Origin of the sequence: Myxococcus hansupus, from assembly GCF_000280925.3 — a bacterium.
In the GTDB taxonomy this organism is placed as follows: domain Bacteria; phylum Myxococcota; class Myxococcia; order Myxococcales; family Myxococcaceae; genus Myxococcus; species Myxococcus hansupus.
Genome location: NZ_CP012109.1, coordinates 7,660,433 through 7,677,705, shown reverse-complemented (window position 1 = coordinate 7,677,705; position 17,273 = coordinate 7,660,433). Strand labels below are relative to the sequence as shown.

Below are 17,273 nucleotides of genomic sequence, written 5' to 3'. Positions count from 1 at the left end.
ATCCGTGCTTGTTGAAAAACCTACACGGTAATCGCTGCCACGCGCAGTGAGGGCTTGCAGGCAGGACAGGGATTGCGTGGGGGCGCGCGTTTTTCGGACGCGCCCCGTTGTCCGGCGAGCCCCTGGAAGGCGGCCAGCCAGGAGGACGTCCCGAGTCTTCACCCGGTGGAGGCTTTCCCCGAAGATGCGGGTGTGAACGCGTTCGTCCGAAACCCTCGTCCCGCACCCGCTCCTTCACGTCACTGGCTGGGGGCGTTGGCCCTGGCGCTGGCGTTCGTCCTGGCGGGGTGTTCCGCCTTCTCCCGCGCGGTGAAGGAGGGAGACCTCGCCAGCCAGGAGCAGAAGTGGGCGGACGCGGAGGCCGCGTATCTGCGCGCGCTGGCCGCGGACCCGGAGGCCTCCGAGGTCAAGGTGAAGCTGGGCAAGGTGCGTCAGGCCTGGAGCGAGGTGGTGCTGGCGGAGGCGCGCTCGGTGCACGCGGATGGGAACCTGGATGGCGCGATGAAGCTGCTGGTGCGCGCGTTGGAGCTCAACGGGGACAACGGGCCCGCGCGCGACTTGTTGAGCGAGACGCTGGATGCGCGCGTGGCCGCGGGCAACGTGGCGCTCAAGGCGGAGCGGCTCCAGGACGCGCGCGCCGAGTTCGACGCCGTGCTGTCGGTGGCGCCGGACCACTCGGCCGCGAAGCGGGGCGTGGACGGGGTGCAGGTGGCCTGGGCGAAGCGCTGGTTCACCACCGGCGGCGACTTGGAGAAGTCCGGCAAGCTGGGCAACGCGCTGGTGGCCTATGTCCGCGCGGACCAGGAGCGCGTGGGCGCCACGGCGGCGCGTGAGCGGGCCGAGGCCGTGCGCCAGAAGCTGCGGGACGAGGTGGCCTTCCTCGTGGTGGCCTCGCCCGTGGAGGACCGGGCCGGCGCGCCGGACGTGGCGCAGCGGCTGGCGGCCGGGCGGCTGGCGTCCATGCTCCCCACGAAGCTGCCCCTGCGCGTGGTGACGGAGGCCCCGGAGGGCCGCGAGGGCGTGCGGCTGGACCTGGCGCTGGAGCGGGTGTTGCCGCTGCAGGTGGTGGAGGAGTCGCAGCGCACGCAGCGCTACCTGGCGGGAAACCGCTCCGTGCCCAACCCGCGCCGCGCGGGCTACGAGGGCAAGCTGCTCCAGTCCGAGCGCACCCTGGAGGACGTCGAGCGCAAGCAGGCCACGGCGCTGCGCGAGTACCTGCGCATGCAGGCGGAGCTGAGCATGGTGCGCGTGGCCGCCGAGCGCTGCCGGGAGCGCGAGCGCCGGGAGTGCCGCGAGGCCCTGCAGGAGTGTGGCGAGGCCGCGCGCGAGACGCGCCGGGGCGAGTTCCCCAGTGAGTGCAACCCGTCGCGGTGCAACGCCAAGTCCTGCGTCGCCGAGGAGCTGCTGCTGGTGGCCAAGGTCGCCGCGTCGCTGGACAAGGAGAAGGTGCTGGAGGCCGCGCTGGACAAGGCGGAGGGCCAGCGCACCGAGGTGCAGCGGCACCGGGACACCACCTTCCGCGAGCCCATCACCGTGGAGGAGCCCATGTATTCGGAGTTCGTGTTCGACGTGCAGCTCCACCGGCTCACCGTGACGGCCTCCGTCACCGCGGTGATGCGGGACTTGCTCAAGGAGCAGCAGGTGGTGGCGCCCAACACGCATGACTACGCGGTGGTGCACGAGGACACCGCGCACAAGGGTTATGACCGGTACGGCGTGCTCGCCGACCCCGTGCAGCTCCGCAACGAATTGGAGCTGCGCGTGGAGGTGGGCGACAAGGCCGTGGCGGACCTGGCCCTCAAGGTGAAGGAGCGCTTCGACGCCTACCGCGGCAAGCGCGTGGAGGACGCCCGCCGCGGCATGGTCCGCCCGGGGGCCGAGGACGTGGTGGAGACCGCCGTGCGCGCGCTCCTGCTCACCGCGGACGGGCTGCCGCAAGACATCCTCCAGCCGCTGGGCCGTGCCCGGGGCCTCAACCGCCCGGAGGCCCTGGTCGGGCTCTGAGGCCGAGGCTTCCGTTCAAATTGTCGCTTTCCAGGGCAGGTAGATCTTGCCGGCGTCCTGAGTTCGGACGGAGTGACTGAAATCAGGTCGGCCCTGTTCGTACGGGTAAGCACTTAGAACTACTCGACTTTGGTTCAATAGCGTCAAAGCTCTTTACGAAAAGACGTGTGGGCGCTGGAGCCCCGGCACACCGCGTTGAACCCGGAGCCGATAAAAAATCTGAATAACGGCAATGACTTGGATTCTGGCACGGCGGCTGCTTGGTCGGCTGTGAACCACTCATCCCAACAAGGATGTCCATGTCACAGTCCAAGTTCGTCGGCGCCCTCACGGGCCTGGCGCTGCTCGCCGGTTGCGGCGGCGGCGATGTCACCAACCCTGCTTCCGACGAGGTCGTCGGTCAGGGAATGTCGTGGGAGGAGTTCCTCTCCCTGGTGTACCAGGAGCCTGAGACGGGTATCTACATCGCCGACGGGGACACGCCGTTCGCGACCGAGAAGCACCTGCGCGAGTTCTATGAGAACAACGTCCGGAACGGGCAGCTCATCGTCCACCGCGTGGGCGGCCAGGACGCGAAGTGGAGCGACACGCAGAAGCTGAACCTCACCTACTGCGTGAGCACCCGCTTCAACAACAACTACAACCGGATGGTTCAGGCGATGGCCACTGCGACGGCGCAGTGGGAGGCCGCCGGCCACGTGAAGTTCACTCACGTGAGCGCGCAGGACGGGAACTGCACCGCCAGCAACAACAACGTGCTGTTCGACGTGAGCCCCATCAACGCCGGTGGCCAGTACCTGGCTCGCGCGTTCTTCCCGGGTGACGCGCGCGCCGCGCGCAACGTCGTGTTCGACCCCAGCTCCTTCCAGCCCCTGGGCGTCTGGACGCTGGAGGGCATCACCCGCCACGAGCTGGGCCACGTGCTCGGCTTCCGCCACGAGCACACCCGCCCCGAGGCGCGCACGTGCTTCGAGGACAACAACTGGCGCGCGCTGACGACCTACGACGGCGCGTCCGTCATGCACTACCCGCAGTGCAACGGCACCCAGAACGGGGACCTGGTCCTGACCGCGAAGGACGTCGAGGGCATCCAGGCGCTCTACGGCACGCCGAACGGTGAGCCGCCCCCGCCGCCCCCGCCGCCGCCGGAAGGCGACCCGCGGACGGAGACCTTCACGGGCACCGTCGCGACGGGTGGGAACTTCCACCGGGGCCCCTTCACGGTGGTTCCGGGTTCGACCTTCACCGCGACGCTGCAGCGGACGGGGTCCGCGGGTGACCCGGACCTCTACGTCCAGTGGGGCGCCGCGCCCACCGCGACGTCGTTCGTCTGCCGCCCGTACCTCGGTGGTACCTCGACCGAGACCTGCACCCTCGAGGTGCCGGCGGGCGTGACCTCCGCGTTCGTCATGGTGAACGGCTACGCCGCTGGTTCGTTCAACCTGACGGTCAACTACCTGACGCCCCGGGGCACCGGTGGCGGCGTGACCACCGAGACGCGGACCGGCAGCGTGGGGAGCAGCGCCAACGTCCAGATTGGCTCCTTCAGCGTGAAGGCTGGCACCAATTTCAAGGTCGTGATGACGGGCACGGGTGACCCGGACCTCTACGTCCGGTGGGGCGCGCAGCCCACCACGTCGGCGTACAACTGCCGCCCGTACGTCAACGGCGCCAACGAGACGTGCGACATCCCCGTTCCCGCGGGTCAGACCAGCGCGTTTGTGATGGTGCGTGGCTTCACGAGCGCCACCTACAACCTGACCATCACCTACACCAAGCCGTAGTCCTGGCCTGGGCATGACGTGAACGACGGGCGGCCTCCCTCGCGGGATGGCCGCCCGTTTCTTTTGGTGACCGGCGCCGTGGGGCCGCGCCCCTTACCCGAAAGTGTCGCTGCGCGGGAGCCCCGGAGTGAGCCGGGCGGAAGTGGGATTCATCAGGAAACTTGGATTCGTGACGAAGCCTGGGGGCTGAGACGATGCCGTGGGGGCACGAGCCCTCATCTCGGCAAGGAGCTTCATGTTTCGGTCCAAGTTCGTTGGTGCCCTCACGGGTCTGTCATTGCTCGCCGGTTGTGGCGAAGGCGAAGGCGGCTTCCCCGTTCCCGGAGAGGCCGTGGGGCAGGGGCTGTCCTGGGAGGTATTCCGCGCGCAGGTGTACCAGGAGCCTGACACGGGCATCTTCATCGTCGATGGTGACGTGCCGGTGCTGTCCGAGGCGTTGCTCCGTGAGTTCTACGAGGACCACGTCCGGAGCGGGCGGCTCACCGTCCACCAGGTGGGCGGCCTGGATGCGAAGTGGAGCGACACGCAGAAGCGGGACCTCACCTACTGCGTGAGCACCACCTTTGGCAGCCGCTACGACCGGGTGGTCCAGGCGATGGCCTCGGCGGCGGCGACATGGGAAGCCGCGAGCGATGTGAAGTTCAGGCACGTGAGCACGGAGGATGCGCGGTGCGATGCCCTCAATGACGACGTCGTGTTCGACGTGAACCCCGTCAACGCGGGCGGTGCGTACTTCGCCCGTGCCTTCTTCCCGAGTCATGCGCGCGCTGTCCGGAATCTGCTCTTCGACAACAGCGCCTTCGGCGGCCTGGGCCCCTGGACGCTGGAGGGCGTGACGCGCCACGAATTGGGCCACGTGCTCGGCTTCCGTCACGAGCACACGCGCACGCAGGCCAGCGGGTGCTTCGAGGACAACAACTGGCGCGCGCTGACGACCTACGACCGCGCGTCCGTCATGCACTACCCGCACTGCAACGGCACCCAGATGGGGGACCTGGTGCTGACGCAGAGGGACATCGACGGCGCCCGGGCGCTCTATGGCTTCGTGTACGTGACGGAGACGCTGTCAGGCTCGACGTGGGAACCGGGCATCGTCCATTACAGCCCTTTCTCCGTGGCGCCTGGCTCGACCTTCGACGTGGAGATGACGGGCACGGGGGATCCGGACCTTTACGTCCGCTTCGGTGCGCCTCCCACGATGGATGCATGGGACTGCCGCCCGTATGAGTACTCCGCCAACGAGCGTTGCACCCTCGTCGTGCCCGCGGGAGTGAACACCGCCTACGTCATGATCCCCGGCTATGGCGGGGACCCTTCCTTCCACTTGAACATCCGGTATGTGCCGCTCACGGGGTTCATCACGGGGCCGCGCTGGGCGCAGTGGTCCACCTACGTGGCTCAGGGGACCTACCGTGACTTCGGTACCTACGACGTGAAGCCCGGGACGCAGTTCCGGGTGGACATGCGAGGCCTGGGCGCGGAGACGGATGACCCCGACCTCTACGTGCGCTTCGGCGCGCCGCCCACGTTCGATACGTATGACTGCCGCCCGTATGTCGTTGGTCCCCATGAGACGTGCGACCTCACGGTGCCCGCGGGCCAGTCGAAGGCGTACGTCATGGTGCATGGCTACTCCGGCGCGATGATTGACGTGGACATCGACTACACCGCGCCGTAGCCGCGGTACCGATGGGATGTGAATGACGGGCGGCCTCCGGGTGCGGGCCGGCCGCCCGTGGCTTTCGCCCCATGGCGCTGGAGTTCCACCCGGTGGGCTGCGACGCTGCGGCGCGCCATGGGGAATGTCATCGGGTTGTTGGGGGCGTGCATGGTGCTGGGCGTCCTGGCCCGGCACAGCGGGAAGTTTCCGGAGGGCTCCGCCGGGGCGTTCAACACCTTCGTGCTGTACGTGGCGCTGCCCGCGCTGGTGCTGCGCGCCATGCACCAACTGGTCTTCGTGCCGGAGCTGCTGGTCGCCGCGTCGGTGCCGTGGCTCTACTACCTGGGCGCGGGGCCCTTCTTCCGGCTGCTCGGGCCCCGGCTGGGGCTGGCGAAGCCGTCCATCATGGCGCTGGTGTTGACGGCGGGCTTGGGCAACACGGCCTTCGTGGGGCTGCCCATGGCGGAGGCGCTGCTGGGCCGCGAGGGCCTGCCGGTGGCGGTGGTGGTGGATCAGCTCGGCTCGTTCCTCGTGCTGTCCTCCCTGGCGACGCTGGCGGCGGCGCGGGCGGGCGCGGAGACGCCGCTGCCTTTGGGGCAGCTCGCGCGCAAGGTGGCCACCTTCCCGCCGTTCCTGGCGCTGGTGGTGGCGCTGGCCACGCGGCCCTGGGCCTATCCCGTCTGGTTGGATGGTGTGCTGGAGCGGCTGGGTTCGCTGCTGACGCCGCTGGCGCTCTTCGCCATTGGCCTGCAACTGCGGCTGTCGGGCGTCCGCCACCGGTTGCCCGCCCTGGCGTTGGGGTTGTCCTACAAGCTGCTGCTGGTGCCCGCGCTGGCGGCGCTGGGCCTGCTGGCGCTGCCCGGCCTGTCGCCGGTGGTGGTGCAGGCCACGCTGCTCCAGGCGGCCATGGGCCCCATGGTGAGCGCGGCCATCCTGGCGGCCGAGCATGAATTGGACCCGGACCTGGCCGTGTTGATGGTGGGGGTGGGCATCCCGCTCTCGTTCGCCACGGCGCCGTTGATGCTGATGCTCGTGCGCTGACGCACGCCTGGCTGCCCTGCGGCCGGACGCGCGGCCGGACCGCTGTCGTCCCGGCAGCGCGCTCCTATTTTTGGCGCATGGCTGAGCAACCACCGAAAGCCTCGGGTGCACCCGGGGGAGACCCACGGCGGATGGAAGTCCGACGGCCGGTCGCCGAGCTGGGCGCCAGGGCCTACGCCATCCAACTGCTGACCGATGCGCAAATCCCTTTCCTCGTCGGCGGCGCGTACGCGTTCGCCCATTACACAGGCATCTATCGGGACACGAAGGACCTGGACCTCTTCATCCGCAAGGACGACGCGGACCGCGCGCTGAAGGTCCTGGCCAGCAATGGCTGGAACACCCAGAGCAACGTCCATGGCTGGCTGCACAAGGCCTTCTGGGACGACTTCCTCGTCGACCTCATCTTCGCGTCCGGCAATGGCATCACCGTCGTGGATGACGGCTGGTTCGAGCACGCCGTCTGCGCCCGCCTGCTGAACTGCGAGTGCAACGTGCCTCCGGCGGAGGAAATCTACTGGAGCAAGTCCTTCGTCCTGGAGCGGGAGCGCTTCGACGGCCACGAGCTGACGCACCTGCTCCTGAAGACGGGGCGGACGTTCGACTGGCCCCGGCTGCTCGCGCGCTTCGACCGGTACTGGGAGGTGCTGCTCGCGCACCTGATGTTCTTCCGCTTCGCCTACCCGGCGGACCGCGACATCGTCCCCGAATGGGTGATGCGCGACCTGCTGTCCCGCGCGAACAGCTCGGTGGCGGAGGGCAACTGGGATTCGCAGTTGTGCCGAGGCCGGCTGCTGTCCCAGGTCAGCTACCAGGTGGACGTCGACGAGTGGGGCTACGAGGACGGCCGCACCTGGGATGAGGTGGAACGGGCACGCGAGCGCGAGCAGGACGACGTGCCTGCCGCCGCGAGCGGCTCCTACGGCTCGCACTGAGCGGGCGGGCCGGCCCCCGCGGGCCGGTCCCTCGACAGCGCCGTCATGAGGGCGCCAGGGCCGTGGGCCGTGCCTCCGCCGTGGCGGAGGCGCACCTTGCGGCGGAGGACTCGCGCAAGGCAGGTGCCACGTGACACAGACGAAGGTCCGCAAGGCCGGTGCCGTCCTGGGCGCGGTGGGGCTGCTGCTCGCCTCCACCGCCGTCCAGGCCCAGGTGTCCGTCGCGGGAAAGGGCGGCCCCATCCGGCTGGAGGCGGGCGAGCAGTCCGTGGAGCTCTCCCTGGACGGAAGCACGGTGCGCGGCCCGGGCATCGAGCTGCACCAGCGCGGCGCCGCCTGGGTGGGGCACGTGCGCGACAGTGATGTCGACGTGGGGTGGGACGGTGGGAGCCTGCTCGGGCGCGTGGGGGAGGGCACCGTGGCGCTCCAGGTGCTGCCGCGCACGCCGGAGCCCGGGCTGCGGCTGGAGGGGAACTTCGCCAGCCAGCCGTCGAGCCTCATCGTCGCGCCCTTCGCCATCGCGGGCACCATGGGCGGGTGTGACTACACGCTGTCGGTGACGGCGGGCCGTTACGCCGGATGGCGCACGTGTCAGCCGGGGACGACCCTCCAGCCGGGGCCGGTGTCCCTGACGCTGCCCGAGGAAGTGCTGGCCCTCGATACAGGGGAGAAGGCGGCGCTGCTGGCGCTCGTGTTGTCGGAGCGGATGCTGCCCTGAAGCGGTGTCACCGGGCGTGGCGCGAAGGCACACGCCCGGAGACGGAAGTGAGAGGGCTCAGGCGAGCGCGGTGGTCGCGAACGACAGCTCCACGCTGTTGTCACGCACGCGCATGCTGGGCTTGGACAGCCAGTGGCACTGCGGGCAGTAGCTGTGCGCACCCGCCTGTGAGGCACGCACAGTCACCTCTCCACCGCAGAGCACGCAGCCGTCGGGGAGGACGAATTCGGCGAACCGCTCGCCGGTGTTGCTCTCGAATTGAGTCATGCTTCTGAGTTAACGCAGGAATCGCGCGGCACAAGGCGACCTGGGGTGCCCCTTGGTCTCTCCGGGGCCTTCCACCGCGCAAGCAAGCGGGCAGGCAGTCCCTCCTGCACTTCTTACCGGCTCGCTGTCTTCTGGTGGATGTCCGACACCGCAAGCCGGTGATGTCGGGTGATCGCCCTGGCACGGGGATTTCAAGAGCCCGGGGCATGGATGCACTGGGTGATGGGGAAGGCCTGGGTGGGGTGTTGAGGGTGGAGCTCCTCCAGGACCGGCGAGGCTGGGGCGTGGAGGTGGAGACGTGGGGTGGGGCCGTGCGCCGCTACCGGTATGGCAGCGAGGCCCAGGCGCGCTTCTTCGCCGCGGTGTTCGAGATGGGGCCCCGCGTGGTGCCGCCGGTGAGCCCCGGGCGCCGCAAGCGGACCCGCCGGGCGGCCTGAGGCTCCGCGTCTTCTCTCTACCCTCGCGGGCGGGTTTCGGAGAGGCTACGGGGCATGAGTGACGCACCCAAGCCCTTCCTGCACCGCCCCAACCGCCAGCTCATCACCAAGGAGCCGGACCCGGCGGGTCGTTGGTCCAAGCAGTTCCCGGACATGATTGGCTACGCCAGCCAGGGTGGCGGCAAGGTTCCGGCCGACTACGGTTGGAACACCAATCCCAAGCAGTGGCAGGAGGAGATGACGCACGAGTCGCTGGCCGCGCGCTTCGACGAGCTGCGCATCCTCCCGCCGAAGCCGGAGGCGCCCGCGCTGCCCGAGGGCGCGAAGGCCGACGCCCCCAAGCCGTAGTCCGCTTCAACTGAAGGGCAGGGCCGCGAGCCGCTCCCGGAACCGGCCGAGCAGCTCCCGCGCCCCTGCCTCCTCCAGCCCGTCGCCCGCCTCCTGTCGCGCCTTGCGCAGGAAGGTGTCGAAGGGGGCCGAGCGTCCCTGGAGCGCGCCCGCCGCGTCCACCGCCTCCGCCAGCACGCGCTCCGCGCCGCGAGAGCCCAGCGTGAGGTGCATGTCCGCCTGCTCCAGCTTCATGCCGCAGGTGGCCCACACCGCGCGGTCGTGGACGACGAGCCAGGTGCGCGTCACCTCCTCCATCTGCTCTTCCAGCGCGGCGAGGTAGGGCTCCACCAGTCCCGGCAGCACGTCCGACGCCAGCTCCGGCCCGGCGCCCGTCTCCATCAGGCGCGTGCGCAGCTCCAGCACCTGGTGTTTCTGGGGTGTGCGCAGCGCCACCGAGGCCGGCAGCGACACGAAGGCGGACAGGCTCTCCGCCACCTGCCGCGCCAGCGCCGGCCGCGCGCGGGCCTCCGCCTTGGCCGCGCGCTCCAGCCGTCCTTGCAGGGAGCGGCGCAGGTCCGCCGCCGCCGCGCGCAGGGCCGCCCGCGCGGCCACCTGGTTGGCGTAGCCGGGCACCACGTCCTCGCGGCGCACGTCCTCGAAGGCCGCGGCGGTGAGGTACACGAGGTCGCCAATGCGGACGCGGAAGTCGGCGCGGAAGGACTGCAGTTCGGCCATCAGCGTCCAGCGGTCGCTCACCACCTCCGGGCGGCGCATCTGCTGGCCCAGCTCCGCCACGCGCTTGGACAGCCGCTCCGCGACGGCGTGCAGCACCGCCTCCACCTCTTGCGCCAGCCGCTCGTCCGAGCTGGCCGGCGGCGGCGCCCAGCCTCCGTCCCCCAGGCCCGTGGGCCGCGAGGGCGGCGGGAACTCCTGGTGGGTGGCGGCGATGAGCTGGTTGACGCCCACCAGCGTGTCGCCAATGGCGGGGGCCATCGTCTCCCAGAGGGAGAGGTCCGCGCCGCCGTCCGTCTCCACGGAGGTGGGCTCGTACTTCGCGATGCTCAAGTGCCCCAGCCGGTCGATGGCCACGGCCGCCGCGCGGTGCACGCGCTCCAGCCGGTCCGCGAGGTGGCGGTCGGTGAGGGACTCCAGGAGCGATTCCAGGCGCGCGGGGAGGGCGTCCTGGGGCGGGCGGGGCTTGGGCGTCGGCGCGGGCATGTCGGAGCGGGGTACCGCGAAAGGAGCGAGACCCTAGCGCACCGCCATCGGTCGTGCGACGGAGGGGGCTCGTCAGGGACCCGCCTTCCCGGCATAGAGTGGTGGGAAGGGGAGGAAAGATGACAATCCGCATCCGGCGCCGCCGGCTGGTGGGGGGAGGCCTGGCCGCGCTGCTCGTCGGTGGTGCAGTGGCCTTCTCTTCCTGGGACGTGTGTTTCTCGGCCTGGGCCTTCAAGGGGGTCAACGTCCCGGCCTGTCCGGACGGACAGTTCCGGCAGGTGGTGGAGCTCAACGCCCACGGTCTGGTGCGCGGCGGGCAGGGCCACGTGTCGCTGCTGACCGTCGTGATGGCGCCCCACCCGAAGACGGGCGTGCTGATGCACGGGGGCGTGTCACGCGGCACAGCCTCTGTCTTCCTGGTGGACGCGGAGGGCAAGGAGACGCCGCTCGCGCTCGCGGAGGGCGAGGCGTGGCAGCGCTCCGTGGACACCCACCGGCTGAGCGCGAAGGTCCTGCTGCCCGAGGTGCCGGATGGCGACTACCAGCTCCGGGCGCGGGTGACGACGCCGGTGGGCACGGACACCGTGGACGCGGCGCTCCCGCTGTACTCGCCGGCCCGCGCGCACGTGTTGACGGACCGCCCCTTGTACGAGCCGGGGCATGAGGTCCTCTTCCGCGCGGTGGCGCTGCGGTCCAAGGACCTGTCGCCGCTGGATGGGCGGCCTGGGACGTGGCGGGTGAAGGACCCTTCCGGCGAGGTGGTGCTGGAGGAGCGCGCGCCGGCGGGACCCTGGGGCGTGGTGGCCGGCCGCTTCCCGCTGGACCGGGGCGCGCCGCAGGGCTGGTGGTCGGTGAGCTGGTCCAGTGGTGCCGTGGAGGCGCAGGCCCCGTTCCAGGTCAAACCCTTCACGCTGCCGCGCTTCCGCGTGGACGTGCGCAGCGCCCGGCCCTTCTGGCGCGCCGAGGACGTGCCGGTGGTGGAAGGGCAGGTGGTGTACGCGTCGGGCGCGCCGGTGTCCGACGTCGAGGTGGCGCTGACGTGGAACGTGCAGGGTGACTGGCCCCCGCCGACGGAGTGGACCACGGGGGCGTTGCCCGACCGCGCTCGCACCGACGCCACGGGCCGCTTCCGCCTGGTGTTGCCTCGCGTGCCCATGGACCTGCGCGGGCAGGCGTGGCTCAGCGCGCGCGTGGTGGCGCGGGACGCGTCGGGGGACCGCATCGAGGGCCGCGTGTCGCTGCTGCTGTCCGAGGACGCGCTCGCGGTGTCGACGGTGACGGAGTTGGATGGCGGACTGGCGCCCGGCTTCAACAACCGCGTCTACCTGCGCGCGACGACGGCCGCGGGGCAGGTGCTGCCCAACGCCGAGCTGACGGTGACGCGTGCGTGGGACCCTCATGACGAGGGCGTGCGCGCGGTGACGGACGAGGACGGCGTGGCCTCCTTCCAGCTCGACCCGGGACCGCCCGTCAACGTCGTGGTGCCGCCCATGCCCGTGCGTCCGCCGCCGCCCGAGCCGACGGTGCGCCTGGGGGAGACGCGCAGCCTGCTGGCGCCGGGGCACGAGGCCTCGCTCGCGGACATGCTGGCGCTGGAGAAGTCACTGCCCGCGCTCGAACCCTGCGCGCGCTTCGTGTCGCGGGACGAGGGGTTGATGGAGGTCGAGCTCGGCCTGCGCGTGGGGGCTTCGGGCGCGGTGCTGGACGTCGTGGCCGGGGAGGGGGCGCTGCCAGCCTGCATGGCTTCGGTCCTGCGCGCGCGCGCGCTGTCCGCTGGGGTCGAGCGCGTCCTTCACACGAGCTTCGTCGTCAGCGACCCCAACCTGCCTTCGGTGGAGGTGGAGGTGGAGACCGCCTTTGGCGTCCCCGACGAGGTGGTGGCGGCGATGAACGCCGCGGCCCGCGACGCGCGCACGTGTCTGCCCAGGAACCTGAGCATGCCGGCGTCCCCGCCGGTGGCGGCGAGCTGGCGGCTGGGGACGCGCGGTCTGGAGTCGCTGACGTGGGTGCCCGTCGCGGCGGATGGCAGCCTGCCGGCCTCCGTCACGTCGTGCATCCAAGAGCGCTTCGCCCGCATCCGGCTGCCCGAGTCCGCGCAGCGGGGCGTCGCCCTGGGCGTGGCCCGCCTCTCCGTGCTGCCCGCTGGGGACACGGAGGAGGGGGGCAGCTCCATGGCCACCACGTTCCTGGGTTACGAGTTGAAGGTGCGGGGCACCCAGGGTGGAGAGGACGTGGGCGAGACGAAGCTGGCCCTGCGCCCCGCGGAGGTGCCCAAGACGCGGCTTCGCGCCACACCCGTGCTGGCGCGGGGCGGCGAGGAGGTCCGCATCGAGCTGCTGCGCGGTCCGCAGTTCCTGGGCCAGCTCCCCGACACGCTGGTGCTCCAGGCGGGCCAGCAGCGGTTCGAGGAGAAGGTGGACAAGGCCACGCGGTCGGTCCGGTTCAAGCTGCCGGAGAACTTCGAGGGCTGGGCGCTGTCGTATTGGGAAGGCGCGCAGGGCCGCGTCTACGTGGCGCCGCGCGCGCAGCTCTCCGTGGAGGTGTCACCGGAGAAGCCGCGGTACGCGCCCGGTGAGCTGGCGCGGCTCCAGATTCGCACGCGCGTGGATGGCCAGGACGGCCCGGCGGCGGTGGGCCTCTTCGGCGTGGATGAGACGCTGGCGCAGCTCGCGCCGTTGCCAGGGCCAGACGCGATGAGCTCGGTGCAGACCATGCCCACGGTGGCCTCGCCCGCCTTCGGTGTCTTCGACGGGCAGGCGCTGGCCATGGGCCGCATCCGGGGCGCGAACGCGTCGGCGGCGGCGGTGCTGCGGGTGACGGACGCGCCGCAGCGTGATGGGACGGAGCCCTCCATGTCGGCGAGCGCGGTGACGTCCCTCGACGCGGACGCGGAGCTGACGGAGCCCTTCTACGCGGTGCTGGCGGAGCTGCACACGCAGGTGCGGACGTGGGAGGAGAAGGCGCCGCAAGGGCAGACGCTGGACCCGGCGGGCATGGCGCGGCTGTGGGAAGACGCGCTGGCGGCCTGCGAGAAGCGCGGTGAGAAGGTGACGGATGCCTTTGGCCGCAAGTTGAAGCTGTCCCGGCTGCCCACGGACCTGCTGGCCCTCACCGACCCCCGGTCGGTGGTGTCGAGCGGGACGCGGCTGCCGGAGGACGTGGAGAACTGGAACGCGTGGGTTGCCCGGGAGGCACCATGAATCGCTCGTTCTTCGCCGGGGTGGGATGCTCCCTGGCGAGCCTGGTGGGGTTGGTGCTGTTCGTGGCGCTCTTTGGCGACAACGCGCGGCGCCTGTTCGGCGCTTCCGCGGATGCGTTGGGCGGGGCGCCGCCGCAAACGGCGAAGCTGGTGCAGTCGTTTGGCGCGAACGAGGGCTATGGCGCCAGGGGCGACGCCGACGCACCACCGGCGGAGATGTACGCGGAGAGGGAGGAGGACGTCGCGCAGCCCTCCGTCGCGCACGACCTCCGCAGGGCGCAGGTTGCCCCCCTGGATGGCGCGAAGAAGAAGGGCGGCGGCGGGAAGTCGGAAGCGGAGGCGGAGGCGGCGCCCAGCCGCTCCTGGTTCCCGGAGACCTTCCTCTTCGAGCCCCTGGTGGTGACGGACGCGTCCGGTGCCGCGACGGTGCCGGTGCGCGTGCCAGACCGCCTCACCCAGTGGCGGGTGCTGGCGCTGGCGCACTCCCGCTCCGGTGCGCAGTCCGGCGCGGAGACGTCCTTCACGGGCACGCTGCCCACGTATGTGGACCCGGTGCTGCCGCCCTTCCTTCGCGCGGGCGACGCGGTGCGCTTGCCGGTGCAGGTGATGAACACCACCGACTCGCCGGTGGAGGCGCCCTTGAAGGTGGAGGCGCAAGGCGCCGTGGTGGAGGGGGGCAACCGCACCGTGCGGGTGCCCGCGCGCGGCAGCGTGGTGGAGTACGTGACGGTGCGCGTGGCCACGCCGGGGCCGGTGGCCCTCCGGGCGACGCTGGGCGCCACCGACGCGGTGGTGCGGGACTTCCCGGTGTGGGCCACGGGCCGTCCGGTGCTCCAGACGCGCGGCGGTACCCTGGCGGCGCCGCGCACGTTGTCGCTCACCGGCGCGCCGGACGCGCAGGCGGGCAGTGAGCGCGTGCGGCTCCAGGTGTATCCCGGCGGGCTGGGCGTGCTGCGCTCGGAGCTGTTGAACGCGGGCGGACGCGAGGACGCGGCGGGCGTGGCGTACGCGCTGCTGCTGGCCGGGCGCGCGCCGGAGCTGCTGACGGCGCTGGGCGAGACGCGCTCCGCGGAGGCGCTGAAGGCGATGCACGCGCCGGAGCGGCGGCTGACGGCGCCCGTGCCGCCGGAGTCGGGTGAGGTGGACGTGGAGGCGGTGCGGACCGGGTTGATGCGGGCCACGCAGCGCGCGCTGCGCTGGAGCCGGGCGCCGGACGTGGCGCTGGCGGCGATGCTGGCGGAGGGCGCGCTGGCGCATCCCGAGAACCCCGTGCTGTCCCGTCTGGGAGAGCGGCTGGCCGCGCAGGTGGCGGCGGCGCAGCTTCCGGATGGCACCTGCCAGGGCGGCGATGGCTGGACGCTGCAGCGCTTGCTGGTCGCCACCGCGGACTGCACGCGCGCGGTGAGCGCGGCGGCCGGGACGCCCGAGGGCCAGCGCCGCGCGGCCTTCTTCCACGCGCGGGCCCAGGGCGCGCTGGAGCGCAACCGGGCGCACGTCAAGGACGGCTACACCGCGGCGGCGATGCTGGCGAGCGGCGCGGTGAGTGGCTCCCTGCGCGACTCCTTGCGCGAGCAGGTGCGCGAGGCCGTGAAGCGGCGCGATGAGGGCGCGGCCTACCTTCCCGTGGAGGCCGGCGTGGTGGACGCCACGGGCGCCACGCCGACGGAGGCCGAGGCCACCGCGCTGGCCGTGCTCGCCCTGGAAGGCGATGCGAAGGCGCCCCTGGCGGACCTGGGCGCCGCGCTGCTCGCCGCCTATGAGCCCGTGAATGGCTGGGGCAGCGGGCGCGCCAACCGTCTGGCATTGCAGGCGGTGGTGGCGCTCTTCCGTGAGCCATTGCCCGCGCAGGTGCGGGTGGTGCTGGAGCGCGACGGGCAGGTCATCACCGAGGGCTCCTTCGACGCCAAGGCCTTGCGCGAGGTGTTGGCGATGGAGGCCGCGGCGCCGGGCTCGGGCGGCACGCACGCGTGGACGGTGCGCGCGGAGCCCGCCGTGCCGGGGCTGGGCTTCTCCCTGGCGTTGCGCGCCGCGGTGCCGTGGAAGCAGGAGGCGCAGGCGGGGCTGGAGCTCGCCGTGCAGGTGCCCTCGGACGCGAAGGTGGGGCAGCCCTCGGAGGTGACGCTCCAGGCGTCCACGCCGTCGGGCCTGCCGCTGGTGCTGCGCCATGGGCTGCCTGCCGGTGTGCAGGTGGACACCGCCAGCCTGGAAGCCCTCGTCCAAGCGGGGAAGGTGGCCTCGTGGTCCGCGGAGGATGGCGCGGTGACGCTGTGGCTTCCGCCCCGAGGGCCGGGCGAGCCCTTCCAGGCGCGCTTCCGCGTCATCCCCACGCTGGCGGGCGCGCTACAGGGTGGTGCCTCGTCACTGACGACCCAGTCTCGACCTGACCTCGTGTCCTACGTACCCCCCGCTATATGGGCGGTGCGCTGAGCGAAAGTCGCGGCTGCGTCCTGCCCCCCGGGCCACTGCCCCGGCGCTGGGGGGCGCGTTATGTGTCGATTCGTGGTGACATCACGGGCCTCCAAGAAATGTAGTCCGCGCTCCCCGCTGTGCAGTCCCGCGGAGGATGCACAGCTTTCCCCTCAGCATCACGGAGTCGCAACCACTCCCAGGGTCGTTTCGTCGTGGGTGGCAAGCATGGAGCTCGACGGCGCGGAGAGGGACGAGCTGCAGCGGGCGCTGACCAGCGCCTTTGCTTCGGTGGAGCACCTTCGCAAGGTGGTGGCCACCACCTGTCGCAGGGACCTGGAATCGCTGGGTATCTCGGGAGGTTTGCGTGAGCGCGTCTTCACGCTCATCCACCGGGCGGAGGCGGAGGGCTGGCTGCGAGAGCTGATTCGCGGCGCACATCAGGCCTTGCCCCGCCACCCGCGCCTCCATCGCTTCGTCCAGGCCTACCTCGCATCCGTGCAGCGCAGCATTCCGCGTGTCGGATTGGAGCGCATCTTCGGCAGCGGGCGGGCGGACGCGGAGCGCGAGCGTTGGCGCAAGCGCCTGGCCTCCATCGAACGGCAGGTGTGCCGCGTGGAGCCGGAGGTGGGCGCGGCGCTGGGCACCGGCTTCCTGGTGTCGCCCAGCGTGGTGCTCACCAACTTCCATGTCATCGAGAACCGGCTGCTGGAGTCGCTGCGCGTGCGCTTTGGCCGCAAGGTCCTCCAGGACGGGACGTTGTTGCACCCCGGCACGGTGTACCGCGTGACGCGGTGCCTGGCGCGCAGCCCCTACAGCCCCGCGGACCTGATGCATCCGCGTCCCCGCGACGCCACACCCGGCGAGCTGGACTATGCCTTCCTCGAGGTGGCGGGCGTCCCCGGCGAGGACCTGGTCGACGGCGAGTCCCGGGGCTGGTTGGAGCTGCCCGACTCCCGCGAGTCCTTCACCCCGGGCAGCCTGGTGCTGATCGTCCAACACCCGGCGGGCCAGCCCATGAGCGTCGCGCTGGACGAGTTTCTGGGCGTCAACCCGGGCCGCACCCGCGTGGCGTACCGCGCCTGCACGGGGCCGGGGTCCTCGGGCGCGCCCTGCTTCACCCAGGATTTGCGGCTGGCCGCGCTGCACCACAGCGGTGGGCCGCGCATGCCGCTGTCGGTGGTGGGGCACAACGAGGGCATCCCCATCGACACCATCCGCGGCAGCCTGTCCGGGAGCATGTTGAACCAGCTCGGCTGGGGGTGAGGGCGCGA

At 71.4% G+C, this 17,273-nt stretch carries 13 protein-coding genes; 11 read left to right on the top strand and 2 right to left on the bottom strand.

What is annotated here, in order from left to right:
• The first annotated feature begins 192 nt into the window (after positions 1 to 192).
• The 6 genes from traC to A176_RS29975 all read left to right on the top strand — a co-directional run bounded on the left by traC (position 193) and on the right by A176_RS29975 (position 8,142).
• Entirely contained in the window at positions 193 to 2,004 is a 1,812-nt protein-coding gene (gene traC, locus A176_RS30000; RefSeq protein ID WP_226994023.1) for an outer membrane exchange accessory lipoprotein TraC, read from the top strand.
• Between the two features lie 299 nt (positions 2,005 to 2,303).
• Positions 2,304 to 3,788: a M57 family metalloprotease gene (locus A176_RS29995; protein ID WP_002638769.1), complete on the top strand. Its 1,485-nt coding sequence runs from the start codon at positions 2,304 to 2,306 to the stop codon at positions 3,786 to 3,788.
• Positions 3,789 to 4,023: 235 nt separating this feature from the next.
• A complete protein-coding gene (locus A176_RS29990; protein ID WP_002638770.1) occupies positions 4,024 to 5,466 on the top strand; it encodes a pre-peptidase C-terminal domain-containing protein in 1,443 nt (480 codons plus the stop codon).
• Positions 5,467 to 5,583: 117 nt separating this feature from the next.
• Entirely contained in the window at positions 5,584 to 6,489 is a 906-nt protein-coding gene (locus A176_RS29985; RefSeq protein WP_002638771.1) for an AEC family transporter, read from the top strand.
• Positions 6,490 to 6,620: 131 nt separating this feature from the next.
• Positions 6,621 to 7,424: a nucleotidyltransferase family protein gene (locus A176_RS29980; RefSeq protein ID WP_002638772.1), complete on the top strand. Its 804-nt coding sequence runs from the start codon at positions 6,621 to 6,623 to the stop codon at positions 7,422 to 7,424.
• 130 nt (positions 7,425 to 7,554) lie between these two features.
• Positions 7,555 to 8,142, top strand: a complete 588-nt coding sequence (locus A176_RS29975) for a hypothetical protein (RefSeq protein ID WP_002638773.1) — start codon at positions 7,555 to 7,557, stop codon at positions 8,140 to 8,142.
• Between the two features lie 57 nt (positions 8,143 to 8,199).
• On the opposite strand, the gene A176_RS29970 is transcribed toward A176_RS29975, so the two are convergent.
• The gene (locus A176_RS29970; RefSeq protein WP_021781626.1) at positions 8,200 to 8,409 is read right to left on the bottom strand and encodes a hypothetical protein; all 210 of its coding nucleotides are present in this window, start codon (positions 8,407 to 8,409) and stop codon (positions 8,200 to 8,202) included.
• Between the two features lie 206 nt (positions 8,410 to 8,615).
• Between A176_RS29970 and A176_RS29965 the strand changes: the two genes are divergently transcribed.
• Positions 8,616 to 8,846, top strand: coding sequence for a hypothetical protein (locus tag A176_RS29965; RefSeq protein ID WP_002638775.1), 231 nt, complete (start codon positions 8,616 to 8,618; stop codon positions 8,844 to 8,846).
• A gap of 54 nt (positions 8,847 to 8,900) precedes the next feature.
• Positions 8,901 to 9,194 (top strand): hypothetical protein, encoded by a 294-nt coding sequence (locus A176_RS29960; RefSeq protein WP_002638776.1) that lies wholly within the window; start codon positions 8,901 to 8,903, stop codon positions 9,192 to 9,194.
• 6 nt (positions 9,195 to 9,200) lie between these two features.
• On the opposite strand, the gene A176_RS29955 is transcribed toward A176_RS29960, so the two are convergent.
• Positions 9,201 to 10,394, bottom strand: coding sequence for a hypothetical protein (locus A176_RS29955; RefSeq protein ID WP_002638777.1), 1,194 nt, complete (start codon positions 10,392 to 10,394; stop codon positions 9,201 to 9,203).
• Positions 10,395 to 10,513: 119 nt separating this feature from the next.
• On the opposite strand from A176_RS29955, the gene A176_RS29950 reads away from it, so the two are divergent.
• The 3 genes from A176_RS29950 (at position 10,514) to A176_RS29940 (ending at position 17,265) form a co-directional block, all read left to right on the top strand.
• Positions 10,514 to 13,594, top strand: a complete 3,081-nt coding sequence (locus A176_RS29950; RefSeq protein ID WP_002638778.1) for an MG2 domain-containing protein — start codon at positions 10,514 to 10,516, stop codon at positions 13,592 to 13,594.
• Positions 13,591 to 16,020, top strand: a complete 2,430-nt coding sequence (locus A176_RS29945; protein WP_002638779.1) for an alpha-2-macroglobulin family protein — start codon at positions 13,591 to 13,593, stop codon at positions 16,018 to 16,020. The genes A176_RS29950 and A176_RS29945 overlap by 4 nt, the downstream gene beginning before the upstream one ends.
• Positions 16,021 to 16,227: 207 nt before the next feature.
• The gene (locus A176_RS29940) at positions 16,228 to 17,265 is read left to right on the top strand and encodes an effector-associated domain EAD1-containing protein (RefSeq protein ID WP_002638780.1); all 1,038 of its coding nucleotides are present in this window, start codon (positions 16,228 to 16,230) and stop codon (positions 17,263 to 17,265) included.
• Positions 17,266 to 17,273: the final 8 nt, after the last annotated feature.